The organism is Porphyrobacter sp. HT-58-2 (assembly GCF_002952215.1).
GTDB lineage: Bacteria > Pseudomonadota > Alphaproteobacteria > Sphingomonadales > Sphingomonadaceae > Erythrobacter.
Map to the genome: position 1 here is coordinate 44022 of NZ_CP022600.1, position 13164 is coordinate 57185.

Consider the following 13164-nt stretch of genomic DNA (forward strand, 5'->3'; position numbering starts at 1 on the left):
GCGCTATCCCTTGTGGCTGTAATCAAACCGTAACATCACGGGGCAGCGCAGGCGCATGGCATCGATCGCGGTTTACAGTGTCAAGGGCGGGGTCGGCAAAACCACGCTGGCGGTCAATCTGGCGTGGTGCGCCAGCGCCATCTCGCGTCGAAAGACGCTGCTGTGGGATCTGGACGCCGCCAATGGGTCGGGCTTTCTGCTGGGTGTCGATCCCCGGAAAAAACGTAGCGCAGACAGCGTCTTTGCCGATGGTGGCGATCCGGCGAAGCTGATCCAGACCACTGCCTTTTCCGGGCTCGACCTGCTGCCCGCCGACGAAAGCATCCGCGCGATCGACCGCCAGCTTGACCGGCTCGGAAAGAAGAAACGGCTCGCCAAGATGACAGCGGCGCTGGGCAAGACCTATGACCGGATCATCTTCGATTGTCCCCCGGTTCTCAACGAATTGAGCGCCCAGATCATCCGCGCCGCCGATCTGGTGATCGTGCCGCTGCCGCCCTCGCCGCTGTCGGCCCGCGCCTTCGATGTGGTGGTCGAAGAAGTGCGCGGGTCGGGCAAGGGCCACCCCCCGATCCTGCCCGTATTGTCGATGGTCGACATGCGCCGCACCCTCCACCGCGAGGCGCGTGAGGCGAACCCGAAATGGCCTGTGATCCCGCTGGCAAGCGCGGTGGAGCAATGCGCCGTCACGCGCCAGCCCGTCGGCGCCTTCGCCCCGAAATCGCCCGCCGCCCGCGCCTTTGCCCAGCTATGGACGGCGATCGAGCGCAAACTCGCTGAAAGATAAGCGCTTCCGCAATTCCCGGTGATGCGCCTATAACCGAACGCAGCCGGAACCAAGGGGGCGCGGGCGATGAACGGTATAGGCGAAGGGATAGGCGCGGTTGTCGAAGGTGGCCTGCTCGCCCGCGCGGTCGAGCCATCGCGGGGCGAGGCGAGCGAACACGCTCATGCGCCGACCGAATGCCTCAATTGCGGCGCTATAGTCACCGGCCATTACTGCGGACAATGCGGCCAGAAGGCCCATGTCCACCGCAGCCTTGCCGCGATTGGCCATGATATCATGCACGGCGTGCTGCATCTGGATGGCAAGCTGTGGGAGACGCTCCCGCTGCTCGCCTTCAAGCCGGGCAAGCTGACCCGTCGCTATGTTGACGGGGAGCGCGCCAAGTTCGTCAGCCCGATGGCGATGTTCCTGTTCAGCGTCTTCGCGATGTTCGCGGTGTTCCAGATTGTGGGCTTCAGCGCGCCGGTTGATTTCGGTGAGGGCTTCATCGACGGAGCGAGCAGCGATTCCGGGGCCGTGTTCAAGACCAACATCGAGGAACAGATCACGACGCTTGAAAAGGAACGTGACAGCCTGTCAAAGGCGGATCCCCGACGCGAAACCATTGATGCCGAGTTGAAGATCATCCGCAAGATGATCGCTCCCGAGACCGGCGTCGAGGGCAGCGAAGCGAACATCACCGGGATAGACTTTCTCGACAAGGGCATCATCGCCAAGTGGAAGGCGAACCCCAGCCTGATGTTCTACAAGCTGCAGGCCAACAGCTATAAATTCAGCTGGTTGCTGATTCCGCTGTCGCTCCCCTTCGTATGGGTGCTGTTCGCGTGGCGACGGCAGTTCAAGGCCTATGACCACGCGGTGTTCGTCACCTATTCGCTGGCCTTCATGTCACTGTTGTTCATCACCATGTCGATCATGAGCACGATCCCTGGTGGCGAGGAATGGGCGGCCTTGCTGTTCGTCATTGCTGCGCCGCTGCATCTCTACAAGCAGCTGCGCCATGCCTATGGCCTTAGCCGCTTTTCCACGCTCTGGCGGTTTGGGGTGCTGCTGGTGTTCATCAACATCGTGATTGCGCTGTTCCTGCAATCACTGCTGGTGCTGGGCGCGTTCTAGGCCCGTCGAATGAGCGAAAGGCTCCCGCCGCCGGAGGAGCGACAGGAGCCTTCGACCAACACTTACTTGGGTGCCGGCACCATCACGCAACCACGCGGCAGCTGTGTGCGCTTTTCGACCACCGCGATGCTGTCGAAGAACTGGATGCTCTCGATCTGCGGGATATTCTCCGAAGTGTTGACGCCCTGGGTGTAGTAATGCTGGTGCATGGCATCGACCTGATCCTTGAGGATCTCGATCCCCGTGCCCGGTCGGCCCAGCCCGCCTTCGTAGGACGGCCAATAGGCGGTGTGGAGGTCCTCGATGACATAGAGCCCCCCGTCGCTGACAAGCGGGAACAACGCCTCGAAGCTGGCCCGCTGGTGGCTGGAGACGTGCGAGCCATCGTCGAGCACCACGTCAACCCCGCCCATCTCCTCGACCACGCGGCGTAGGAATTCCGGATCGTCCTGCGAACCGATGCGCACCTGCCCGGAAATCCCGTCGAATGCGGCGCAGGCCGGATCGATATCGACCCCGTAGATCGTCGCCGCCGGGCCGAAAAACTCGCGCCAAAGGTTGAGCGAGCCACCGCGGAACACTCCGATCTCGAGAAAGCGTATCGGCTGGTCGACATACTTGCCGAAGATGCGGTCATAGATCGGCAGATAATGCAGCCACTTGAACACGCCTTCCTTGTCGTTTCCAAAGAAGATATCGGCGCAGCGACCGGGATACTTCGTCTTGTCGATCTGTTCGAGGCTCAGCGTGAAGTCGCTGAACGGAGTGGGAGTACCGCCCTTGATCCGCCACAACTTGTTGTTCAATTTGGTGATAGTGTCGGTCATGATAATCTCCAGGTAACGCCGACCCGAATTTCATCGCACCGAGGCAATCCGTCACAACAGGACGTGCCTGATATCCACCATGCCTGCGGGCGAATCATCCAGCCCCCGAGAGGAAAGAGGCCGCTTCTGCTTAGCCCAGAAGGCACCGCTTGCCAGTGCTTTTATGGAATTGGCAAAAGCCGGGCCGGATCAGGTGCAGGCAAAAAACGCCTGACAGAACCTTGCCGGGCAGAAAGCAAGAGGCGCCGGAACGAGTCCCGGCGCCTCTGCATGTCGTAAGGTGATGGGAAGCGATCAGGCGCCCTGTGGTGCTTCGTCGCTCTTGCCGCCGAACCGCTTGCCCGCCTTGGGAATCGCAGATCCGCGCACGGGCGCTGCGACCGTCGGCCCGCGCGGGGCGTCCGGTCGGTCGATCTTACCGTTTTCGAGCAGCGCCTTGATCTCGTCACCGGTCAGCGTCTCGTATTCAAGCAGCGCCTGGGCGAGCAGGTGAAGCTGATCTTCATGAGTGGTCAGCAACTCGGTCGCCCGCTTGTGTGCGCCTTCGACCAGCCCCTTGATCTCGTTGTCGATCAGCTCGTTGGTCGAACCCGAACGGAACGTGCGCTGCGCCTGTCCATAACCGAGATAGCCTTCCGACTGCTCCTCATACTGAAGCGGGCCGAGCTTGTCCGACATGCCCCACTGAGTGACCATGTTGCGGGCAAGGTTGGTAGCGTACTGGATGTCGGACGAGGCGCCAGAGCTGACCTTGTCGTGGCCGAAAATGATCTCCTCCGCCACGCGCCCGCCCATCGCCACCGAGAGGTTCGCGTGCATCTTGTCGCGGTGGTAGGAGTAGCTGTCGCGTTCCGGCAGGCGCATCACCATGCCCAGCGCGCGACCGCGCGGGATGATGGTGGCCTTGTGAATCGGATCGGACGCGGCCTCGTGCACCGAGACGATCGCATGGCCGGCCTCGTGATAGGCGGTCATCTTCTTTTCGTCGTCGGTCATCACCATGGAGCGGCGTTCCGCGCCCATCATGACCTTGTCCTTGGCGTCCTCGAACTCCTGCATCGCCACCAACCGCTTGTTGCGGCGCGCGGCCAGCAGCGCGGCTTCGTTGACGAGGTTGGCAAGGTCCGCGCCGGAGAAGCCCGGCGTGCCGCGCGCGATCACGCGCGGGTTCACGTCAGGCGCCAGCGGCACCTTCTTCATGTGCACACCGAGGATCTTCTCGCGGCCGTCGATATCGGGCACCGGCACCACGACCTGACGGTCGAAACGACCGGGGCGCAGCAACGCGGGATCAAGCACGTCGGGGCGGTTGGTGGCGGCGATGATGATGATGCCTTCGTTCGCTTCGAAGCCGTCCATTTCGACCAGCAGCTGGTTCAGCGTCTGTTCGCGCTCGTCATTGGAATTGCCGAGCCCGTGACCGCGCGAACGACCGACCGCGTCGATTTCGTCGATGAAGACGATGCACGGCGCGTTCTTCTTGGCCTGTTCGAACATGTCGCGCACGCGGCTGGCGCCGACGCCGACGAACATCTCGACAAAGTCCGAGCCCGAGATGGTGAAGAACGGAACGCCCGCCTCACCCGCGATGGCGCGGGCCAGCAGGGTCTTGCCGGTGCCGGGCGAGCCGACCAGCAGCGCGCCCTTGGGGATCTGCCCGCCAAGCTTGGAGAAACGCTGCGGATCGCGCAGGAACTCGACGATTTCCTGCAATTCCTCGCGCGCCTCGTCGATGCCCGCCACGTCGTCAAACGTCACGCGGCCCGAACGTTCCGTCAGCAGCTTGGCCTTGGACTTGCCGAAGCCCATCGCACCGCCACCACCGCCCTTCTGCATCTGCCTGAGGGCGAAGAAGGCAATCCCCAAGATCAGCAGGAAGGGCAGCGAATTGAGCAGGATGAACAGCAGCATGCTCTGCTGTTCGCGCTGCTTGCCGGTGAAGCGAACGCCGTTGTCTTCCATCAGCTTGGTCAGGGTGACATCGTTTGGCACGGGGACGGTGCTGAAGGCTTCGCCGTTCTTGAGCGTGCCGGTGATCAGTTCATCGCCCATCTGCACGTTCTGCACTTCCCCTTCCGCAACTGCAGCGCGGAAATCGGAATAGTTGATCGCCGTGCCATTGTTCTGGCCGGCATTGCTGAACATGGTCACGACCAGCAGCAGGGCAAGAAATATCCCGCCCCAGATCATCAGCTGCTTGACCCAAGGGTTGGGACCTTCGCCCTGCGGCTGGGGATCGTTTTGCTGACTCATCGCGGCAGATTCCTTTCGTCAGTCTGCAATGTAGGATGATGATGCTGAATGGCAAGATAATGCGCGGCTTGGCACATCATCCCAATTTTCGAACAGGGTGATGCGATTTATCGATCAACCGAGCCGCAATCGGCCATGCCGTAGGCCGCCAGAAACAGGTCGACTGCGCCCCTGATACGCTGATCGCGCGCCTCGGGGCTGACCGGCGCGCCGAAGCGGCGTTCAAGATCGCCCATGCCCTTGCACAGCGACACGAACTGCTCTGCGGCCAGCAACGGATCGGAAACGACTAGCTCGCCAGCGGCAGCGGCATGATCGAGCCAGTCGGCAAAATTGCGCTTCATGCGCCACGGGCCAGCTTCGAGGAAGGCGGCACCGATCGCCGGATCAGCCTCGGTCTCGGCAGCGATCCGGCGTTCGAACTGGATCATCTCCGGGCGGAACAGGAAGGCAAAGATTGCCTGCCCGATTGCCGTCAAACGTTCTCGGATGCTGCCCTGCGGCATGGCATCGAGCGAGAAATGCCCGCGCATCTTCTCACATTCGCGCGTCACCGCCGCGCCGAACAGCGCACGCTTGTCGCCGAACTGGTTGTAGATCGTGACTTTCGACACGCCAGCGTCGGCGGCGACCTGCTCGATCGCGGTGGCAGCATAGCCGTGAAGGAAAAAGTGCTGTGCCGCCGTTTCGACGATTGCGGCGCGCTTGGCAGCATCAAGCGGACGGCCCGCCTTGCGGCGGCCGGAATTTTTTTCCGGGCCGGATGGACACCCGATTGACAAAGTGAACGACTCCGTTCAATTAAACGATGCCGTTCAATAATGCGCAGATTTCTCTCCTCTGCGCAACCCTGCCTCTCGATAAAGGTTCCTGCCGACGTGCTCTGGATCGCCATCAGGATGCTGACCGGAGATGCCCAGAAGTTCTATGGGCTATTGTTCGGCATCGCTTTTTCGACGCTCCTCATCACCCAGCAGATGACGATCTTTGTAAACCTCGTCGAACGCGGGGCGAGCGGGGTCTACAACGCGCCCGAGGCCGAGGTGTGGGTGATGGATCCGGTCAGCCGAACAACCGACGTCAGTTATGCCATGCCCTCGACCGCGCTTGACAAGGTGCGCTCGGTCGAAGGGGTGGAATGGGCTGTCCCGCATTTGCGCGCAGTTGCCAATGTCCGCACGGCGGAAGGCGACCTTGAGGGCGTGGCCGTGATCGGGGTGGACGATTCGACGCTGATCGGCCTGCCCGCGCGCATGGCCGAGGGCGATAAATCGGTGCTGTTCGCGCCTGACAGCGTGGTGGTTGACGATGTTGGCGCGCTGCGGTTTTTCCCCGCTGGCGTAAGCCCGGTCGGCGCCCGGCTGGAGCTCAATGATCAGCGTGCAGTCATCCGCGGCATTGCGGATTCGATTCCCAGCTTCACCAGCACCGTGGTGCTTTACACCCGTTATTCGAGCGCGCTGAACTTCGTCCCGGGCACCCGCAACCGCCTGTCCTTCGTGCTGGTCGGCGTGAGCGAGGGCGAGACGCCGGAAGGCGTCGCCGCGCGGATCGAGGCAGAGACCGGACTCAAGGCTGAAACCCGCAGGGAATTCGCCGGGGCCGGGATCAACTTCATCATCGAAAATACCGGCATTCCGGTCAACTTCGGGATCACCGTGTTTCTCGGCTTCGTTGTCGGGGTGGCGATCGTGGGCCTCACATTCAGCCTGTTCATCCGCGACAATATCAAGCAGTTCGGCGCTCTGAAGGCGATCGGTGTGACCAATGCCAAGATCGTGCGCATGGTTGGCGCACAGGCCGGGCTGGTCGGCAGCATCGGATATGCGCTGGGCGTGATCGGGACGGTGGCCTTCATCAAGGGCTTTGGCGCCAACCCGTTCTTCAAGGGCTTCTACATCCCCTGGCAGATCCCGCTCATCAGCCTTGTGGCGGTGGTTGTGATCCTGGCTCTGACCGGCCTCGTGGCAATCCGATCGGTGCTCAGGACAGAGCCTGCGGCGGTGTTCCGGTGAGTTCGTCGGCCATGACCACCCCGCCCCTGAAGCCGCCATCAGCGCGCGCGGCATTACCCGCGATTTCGAAGCCGGGCAGACCACGATCCGCGTCCTGCACGGAATCGATGCCGATATTCGTCCGGGTGAGATGACCTATGTCGTCGGCGAGAGCGGTTCGGGCAAGACCACGCTGATCTCGATCATGTGCGGCATCCTCTACCCGACCGAAGGCGAGGTGAAAGTGTTCGGCACCGACATCTACAAGCTGTCGGACACCGAGCTGGTCAATTTCCGCCTCAACAACATCGGATTCATCTTCCAGCAGTACAACCTCATCCCGTCGATCGACGCTGCCGCCAACGCCGCCGTGCCACTGATCGCGCAAGGTGTGCCGCTGCAAGAGGCGCGCGAGCGGGCCAAGGTGCTGCTCGACAAGCTCAATATCGGCAATCAGGCCGACAAGCTCCCGCGCCAGCTTTCGGGCGGGCAGCAGCAGCGCGTCGCCATCGCCCGCGCGCTGGTACACGAGCCGCGGCTGGTGGTGTGCGACGAGCCGACCGCCGCGCTCGATGCCTCGTCCGGGCGCCGGGTGATGGACCTCCTGCGCGAAGTCGCGGTTGCGCCGGATCGCGCCTGCATCATCGTCACCCACGACAACCGCATCTTCGATCTCGCTGATCGGATCATCGTGCTGGAAGACGGCCGCATAACCCATGACGGCAAGGATATGCCGGATGGCCACTGACACCCTTTCCCTCCTGAACCCGCCCCTGAACCCGCCGAGGACTTCATGTTCCGCAATCTAAGCTTTGCCCGCCAGATCCTCCCGGTTGTTGCCCTGATCGGGCTGGCCATCGCCGCTTGGCTGATTCTCGTCGGCCTGCCCGACCGTTCGGTCACCGATCCGGTCGAACAGCCGCCCAAGGCGGTGGGCGATCTGGCCAATGCGCCGCGCGTGGCCGGGGCAGGCATCGTGGAGCCCGCGAGCGAGGTGATCGACATCGGCTCCGCACTGTCGGGTCTTGTCACCGATGTCCGGGTGCGCCCCGGCGACCGCGTAGCCAAGGGCGATATATTGTTCACCGTCGATGCCCGCGCCGCCCACGCGAGCCTTGATCAGGCCAATGCTGCCATCGCCGAAGCCCGCGCCGCCATCGCTGAAGCCAGCGCCGCGCAGAAGACCGCGCGCCAGCAACTCGATCTCTATCTCAGTCTGGCCGATCCCGCCGCCGTCAGCCGCGCCGAAGTGATCCGGGCCGAAGGTGAGGAAGCCGCAGCCACCAGTCGCCTCGGCCTTGCCCGTGCGCGACTTTCCGGCGCGCAATCCGCCGCCGCTGCCGCCCGCACCGAGATCGAGCGGCTGATCGTGCGCGCGCCGATTGCGGGCGAAATCCTCGCCGTGAACGTCCGTCCGGGCGAATTCGTCGCCACACAGGGCGGCAGCGGCAAGGCCTTCGTCCAGATGGGCGAGACCAACCCGCTCCACGTGCGCGTCGATATTGACGAGAACGAAGTCGCGCGCGTGGCGCTGGGCGAACCGGCGGTCATCTCGCCCCGCGGTGCGGCAGAACTGCACGTCAAGGCCACCTTCGTGCGCGCCGAGCCGCTGATCGTGCCGAAGCGTTCTCTGACCAATTCCGCTGCCGAGCGCGTGGATGTTCGGGTGTTGCAACTGATCTACGCCCTGCCGCCATCGGACGCCTTCCGCGTCGGCCAGCAGATCGACGCCTTCATCCCCGCAAAGACCGGTGCGGCGAAGTCCGGCAAGAAGGGGAGTTGAGGCAATGCGTCGCCCACCCCTAGCGACCGCGTTGCTCCCGCTGGCGCTGCCCGCGCTGCTTGGGGCCTGCGTGATGCAGCCCGCGCCGGAAATCGCAACGCCGGCACCCGAATTGCCGACCGCCTTTTTCTTCCAGCCGCAAGCCGGGACAGGTGCGGCAGTGGCTGCGCTGATGCCCGCCAATGATCCGGCTTACCGCGCCTTGTCCCAAGCGGCGCTGGCTGAGGCTCCCAGCCTTGCCGAAGCCGCCGCCCGGATCGAAGCGGCCCGTGCAGGCGCCAGGCGGGCCGGAGCAGAGCGTCTGCCCAACATCACCGCCGATGGCAGCATCCGACAGAACCGCATCAATCCCGCCCAGTTCGGCCCGGCAGGCGAACAAGGCCTGATCCCGTCGGAACAGACTTTTTACGGCGCCAATATCACCGCCAGCTGGGACCCCGACATCTTTGGACGGCTGAAAGCGCAGGAACGCGCTGCGCTGGCCCGGATCGACGCGGCCAGCGCGCAGGCGCAAGGTGTGCGGCTTGCCCTGCTCGCCGAAATCGCTGCGAGTGTGATCGACTGGCGCGTGCTCGATGCCCGCGCCGCCGCGATACGGGACGATGTGGCCGCAGCGCAATCGCTCGCTGCGCTGGCCAAGGTTCGTGAGGACGCCGGGATCGCTCCCGGTTTTGACCGCGTCCGCGCCGAAGCGACTGCCAGTTCGTCCAAGGTGCGGCTGGCCGCGCTTGATAGCGAGCGCGCGCGCCTGATCGGCAGGCTGATCACGCTGACCGGGCAGGACGGTGCCAGCGTGCGCGCTGCGCTGGCGGCACCGGTGCCGTCGCTGACCATGGCAGAGGCGCCCGCCGCCTTGCCGTCGGATCTGCTCGCCAACCGGCCCGATGTCGTCGCGGCCGCCGCCAATCTTGCCGCCAGCGATGCCGATCTGGCCGCTGCCGCCCGCGCCCGCTTTCCCCGCATAACCTTGTCGGGGGTGATCGGATTGCTGGCGTTCGATCCTGAAGACTTCCTCGACACCGATTCGCTGGTCGGAACGCTGACCGCCGCGGTGGCGGGGCCACTGCTCGATTTCGGACGGGTGGGGGCGGGGATCGACGCCGCCGCCGCCGACAAGCGCGCTGCCTTTGCCGCCTATCGCGGGGCCGTGTTTCAGGCACTGGGCGATGCCGAGGCGGCTTACGGCGTAGTCGCCGCCGCCGATGCCGAAAGCCGGCTGGCGGTGGATGAACATGGCCAGCTCACCCGCGCGGCCAACCTTGCCGAGACACGCTATAAGGCTGGTCTCGCCAGCTTCCTCGAAGTGCTCGAAGCGCGCCGTGCGGCCGATGCCAGCGGCGAACGCGCGGCGGCGGCGATGGGCCGCGCAGCACGTGCAAGGGTGGTCTTGTGGCAGGCCCTGGGCGGCGAAGTGATACCGTCAGCCGCGCCGCCGGATCAGGGCTGACCGCTCACAGCGGCACACCACCTCATCGCGTTGGTTCCACATTTCGTGAACCCAGGTAACGACCCCGGCATCAGGGCGCGATTTGCTTTCCCGCAATTCCTTCACCTCCGAAGTCGCGCGCAGGGTGTCGCCGATGAACACCGGCTTGGGCGTCACGACATTGTTGAAGCCGAGATTGGCGACCAGCGTGCCCAGCGTCGTGTCCCCCACGGACAGCCCGACCAGCAGGCTGAAGGTGAAGGTCGAATTCACGAGGATCTGTCCGAACCCGCTCGCTTTGGCCGCCTCGACATCGAGGTGCAGCGGCTGCGGGTTGTGGGTCATGGTCGAGAACAGCAGGTTGTCGGTCTCGGTCACGGTGCGGCGGATCTCGTGTTCGATCCGGTCACCCACCTGCCATTCGTCGAAGAACCGCCCCGCCATTACGAAGCCGCCTTCCAGCTTGCGACGACGTCTGCGCCGTCATCCGCGCTGGAACGCACAGCGCCCGGCGTGCGGCTGAAGCGCGGGGCGGGCGCGGTGTGCCAGATCCCGTCATGCTCGACGTAGGCGCCGCGCGCCTTCATGTGCGGATGCTCGCGCGCCTCCTCGATCCCCAGCACCGGGGCAAAGCACGCGTCCGTACCTTCGAGCAGCTCGCACCACTCGGCCTGCGTTTTGGTGAGAAACAAGGCCGCCAGCTTTTCAGCGTAGTCATCCCAGTTGGCGGGGTTCATCTGCCCCTGCGCCAGTTCCTCCGGCGCACCGGCACGGGCCAGCATCTCAGCGTAGAACTGTGGCTCGATCGACCCCAACGAAATTTCCTTCCCGTCAGCGCACTTGAAGCAGCGATAGAAATGTGCCGCCCCGCCGAGCATCCCCTTGCCGCGCTCGGTGGAAAGATGCGGCATCTGGCGCACCCCGAAGAAGAAGCTCATCAGGCTGGTGGCCCCATCGACGATCGCGGCGTCGACCACCTGACCCTTGCCGGAACGCTCACGCTCATAGAGCGCCGCCATGATCCCGAAGGCGCAATACATCGAACCGCCGCCGAAATCGCCGACAAGGTTCTGCGGCGGGGTGGCGGGCTCATGCGGTTTGCCCACAGCGGCGAGCGCGCCGGTAATGGCGATGTAGTTGATGTCATGGCCGGCAGCCTGAGCGAGCGGCCCTTCCTGCCCCCAGCCGGTCATGCGGGCATAGACAAGGCGCGGGTTGGCTTCGAGCAGCACCTCCGGCCCAAGCCCCAGCCGTTCCATCACGCCGGGACGGAAGCCCTCGATCAGCACATCGGCACGGGCGGCGGCGGCACGGACGGCGACGCGGCCCTCCTCGCTCTTGAGGTCTACCGCCATGCGGTGCCGTGCCCGTTCGACCACCGGATTGCTCACCCCCGCGCCCGGCCGGTCGATCCGGACCACCTCGGCGCCGAGGTCCGCCAGCAGCATCGCCACATGCGGACCCGGCCCGATGCCGCTGAATTCAAGAACCCGGAGGCCGGAAAGCGGCCCGCTTGCATTGCTCATGTGTCTCTCCCTTTGGCCCGGCATTAAGCGCGCCCGCGGCAAGCTGGCAAGGGGCGGCGGGCTGTCGATTCTGCGGGTCGCTTGGGGCCACAGGCGGCATGGCCGGAAAGATTGTGCATTGCACCAATGAGGGGTGGTTGCTACGCGAAATCCCGTAATAGCGGTCGCGCCGCTGGGGGAATTTCGTGAAGGTTGCCATTTTCGGACTGGGTTACGTCGGCTCCACTGCGGCTGGGTGCATTGCCAGCCAGGGGCACACGATCGTTGGCGTAGATGTTAGCGAGGCCAAAGTCGCGGCGCTGAACGAAGGCCGCGCGCCGGTCTATGAACCCGGCCTCGACGATCTGATTGCCGCCGCCCATGCCGATGGTCGGGTCAAGGCCGTGACGAAGCTTGCAGACGAGCTTGACGATGCGGATATCGCCATCGTCTGCGTCGGCACGCCGAGCGGCGTCGATGGCGCGCACAACATGAGCTACATCGCGCAGGTCACCCGCGCGATTGCCGCCGCGCTGAAGCCGGATCGCAAGACCCCGCTGACCCTCGCCTACCGGTCGACCATGCGGCCCGGATCGTGCGAGAACATCATCTGGCCGATCATCCAGAGCCACCTCGGCGATGCGGCGGAACGCGCGGTCGAGCTGGTCTACAACCCCGAATTCCTGCGCGAAGCCTCGGCGATCGAGGACTTCTTCCATCCGCCCAAGATCGTTATCGGCACGCTGGGCGGCAAGCCTTCGGCCAACATGACAAAGCTCAACGAGGGCATCGAGGCACCGGTCTTCGAAGTGGGTCTGCGCGAGGCGGAGATCACCAAGTTCGTCGATAATTCGTGGCACGCGGTCAAGGTCGCCTTCGCCAACGAGATCGGCCGCGTGTGCCAGAACCTCGGCATCTCCGCACGCGAAGTGCACGCGATCTTCAAGAGCGACACCAAATTGAACCTCAGTGCCTATTACACCCGCCCCGGCGGTGCCTTCGGTGGCTCGTGCCTCCCCAAGGATGTGCGCGCGCTCCAGTATATCGCTGCCGACACCGGCTCGGCGACGCACCTGGTGGATTCACTGATCCGCTCGAACGAGGCGCACAAGCATCACCAGTTCCTGTACGCGACCCGAGGCCTCGAACCGGGGGCCAAGGTGCTGCTGGTCGGCCTCGCCTTCAAGCTCGAGACCGACGATCTGCGCGAGAGCCCGGCGGTCGACATGGCGAGGAAGCTGCTGGAAGCGGGGTATGATCTCGACATCTACGATCCCAAGGTCGCGCCCGACAATCTGGTGGGGCAGAACCTCGGCTATGCCTATTCGGTGCTGCCGCGCATCGACGGGCTGATGGTCGACAAGGCCACCGCCGAAACCCGCGACTATGCCCGGATCATTGCCACCAACCGCCTGATCGACAGCCTTGCAGTCGACAAGGCCAAGGTGGTCGACACCAGCGCCATCGCGTGAC

12 protein-coding genes are annotated in these 13164 nt (G+C 64.2%); 7 read left to right on the forward strand and 5 right to left on the reverse strand.

Translation table 11 applies throughout. From position 1 onward, the window contains the following. The first annotated feature begins 55 nt into the window (after nt 1-55). Together CHX26_RS00235 and CHX26_RS00240 are read left to right on the forward strand one after the other, a co-directional pair. Nucleotides 56-787 (forward strand): ParA family protein, encoded by a 732-nt coding sequence (locus CHX26_RS00235; protein WP_104940636.1) that lies wholly within the window; start codon nt 56-58, stop codon nt 785-787. A gap of 66 nt (nt 788-853) precedes the next feature. Next, nucleotides 854-1903 (forward strand): DUF3667 domain-containing protein, encoded by a 1050-nt coding sequence (locus CHX26_RS00240; RefSeq protein ID WP_104940637.1) that lies wholly within the window; start codon nt 854-856, stop codon nt 1901-1903. Between the two features lie 62 nt (nt 1904-1965). On the opposite strand, the gene CHX26_RS00245 is transcribed toward CHX26_RS00240, so the two are convergent. From CHX26_RS00245 to CHX26_RS00255, 3 genes are all read right to left on the reverse strand, one after another. Next, nucleotides 1966-2730 carry a class I SAM-dependent methyltransferase gene (locus CHX26_RS00245; protein ID WP_104940638.1) on the reverse strand — a complete coding sequence of 255 codons (765 nt, stop codon included), beginning with the start codon at nt 2728-2730 and terminating at the stop codon, nt 1966-1968. Nucleotides 2731-3024: 294 nt separating this feature from the next. After that, nucleotides 3025-4983, reverse strand: a complete 1959-nt coding sequence (ftsH, locus tag CHX26_RS00250) for an ATP-dependent zinc metalloprotease FtsH (protein WP_104940639.1) — start codon at nt 4981-4983, stop codon at nt 3025-3027. A gap of 107 nt (nt 4984-5090) precedes the next feature. Further along, entirely contained in the window at nt 5091-5765 is a 675-nt protein-coding gene (locus CHX26_RS00255; RefSeq protein ID WP_104940640.1) for a TetR/AcrR family transcriptional regulator, read from the reverse strand. A gap of 96 nt (nt 5766-5861) precedes the next feature. Between CHX26_RS00255 and CHX26_RS00260 the strand changes: the two genes are divergently transcribed. From CHX26_RS00260 to CHX26_RS00275, 4 genes are read left to right on the forward strand one after another with little or no spacing between them, the layout of a single operon-like run. Then, entirely contained in the window at nt 5862-6998 is a 1137-nt protein-coding gene (locus CHX26_RS00260; protein ID WP_104940641.1) for an ABC transporter permease, read from the forward strand. Between the two features lie 52 nt (nt 6999-7050). After that, nucleotides 7051-7725, forward strand: coding sequence for an ABC transporter ATP-binding protein (locus CHX26_RS00265; RefSeq protein WP_257790855.1), 675 nt, complete (start codon nt 7051-7053; stop codon nt 7723-7725). Nucleotides 7726-7770: 45 nt separating this feature from the next. Further along, nucleotides 7771-8760, forward strand: coding sequence for an efflux RND transporter periplasmic adaptor subunit (locus tag CHX26_RS00270; RefSeq protein ID WP_104940643.1), 990 nt, complete (start codon nt 7771-7773; stop codon nt 8758-8760). Nucleotides 8761-8764: 4 nt separating this feature from the next. Next, a complete protein-coding gene (locus CHX26_RS00275) occupies nt 8765-10207 on the forward strand; it encodes an efflux transporter outer membrane subunit (RefSeq protein WP_104940644.1) in 1443 nt (480 codons plus the stop codon). On the opposite strand, the gene CHX26_RS00280 is transcribed toward CHX26_RS00275, so the two are convergent. After that, nucleotides 10181-10630: a MaoC family dehydratase gene (locus tag CHX26_RS00280; RefSeq protein ID WP_104940645.1), complete on the reverse strand. Its 450-nt coding sequence runs from the start codon at nt 10628-10630 to the stop codon at nt 10181-10183. The two genes, CHX26_RS00275 and CHX26_RS00280, sit on opposite strands and share 27 nt — an antisense overlap. Then, nucleotides 10630-11712, reverse strand: coding sequence for a CaiB/BaiF CoA transferase family protein (locus tag CHX26_RS00285; RefSeq protein ID WP_104940646.1), 1083 nt, complete (start codon nt 11710-11712; stop codon nt 10630-10632). The genes CHX26_RS00280 and CHX26_RS00285 overlap by 1 nt, the downstream gene beginning before the upstream one ends. A gap of 185 nt (nt 11713-11897) precedes the next feature. Between CHX26_RS00285 and CHX26_RS00290 the strand changes: the two genes are divergently transcribed. Beyond that, the gene (locus CHX26_RS00290; RefSeq protein ID WP_104940647.1) at nt 11898-13163 is read left to right on the forward strand and encodes a nucleotide sugar dehydrogenase; all 1266 of its coding nucleotides are present in this window, start codon (nt 11898-11900) and stop codon (nt 13161-13163) included. Nucleotide 13164 lies beyond the last annotated feature (1 nt).

Coding starts and splice junctions, on each gene's coding strand:
- CHX26_RS00240 (WP_104940637.1), top strand. CDS start 854: ATGAACGGTATAGGCGAAGGGATAGGCGCGGTTGTCGAAGGTGGCCTG.
- CHX26_RS00275 (WP_104940644.1), top strand. CDS start 8,765: ATGCGTCGCCCACCCCTAGCGACCGCGTTGCTCCCGCTGGCGCTGCCC.
- CHX26_RS00245 (WP_104940638.1), bottom strand. CDS start 2,730: ATGACCGACACTATCACCAAATTGAACAACAAGTTGTGGCGGATCAAG.
- CHX26_RS00280 (WP_104940645.1), bottom strand. CDS start 10,630: ATGGCGGGGCGGTTCTTCGACGAATGGCAGGTGGGTGACCGGATCGAA.
- CHX26_RS00235 (WP_104940636.1), top strand. CDS start 56: ATGGCATCGATCGCGGTTTACAGTGTCAAGGGCGGGGTCGGCAAAACC.
- CHX26_RS00285 (WP_104940646.1), bottom strand. CDS start 11,712: ATGAGCAATGCAAGCGGGCCGCTTTCCGGCCTCCGGGTTCTTGAATTC.
- CHX26_RS00270 (WP_104940643.1), top strand. CDS start 7,771: ATGTTCCGCAATCTAAGCTTTGCCCGCCAGATCCTCCCGGTTGTTGCC.
- ftsH (WP_104940639.1), bottom strand. CDS start 4,983: ATGAGTCAGCAAAACGATCCCCAGCCGCAGGGCGAAGGTCCCAACCCT.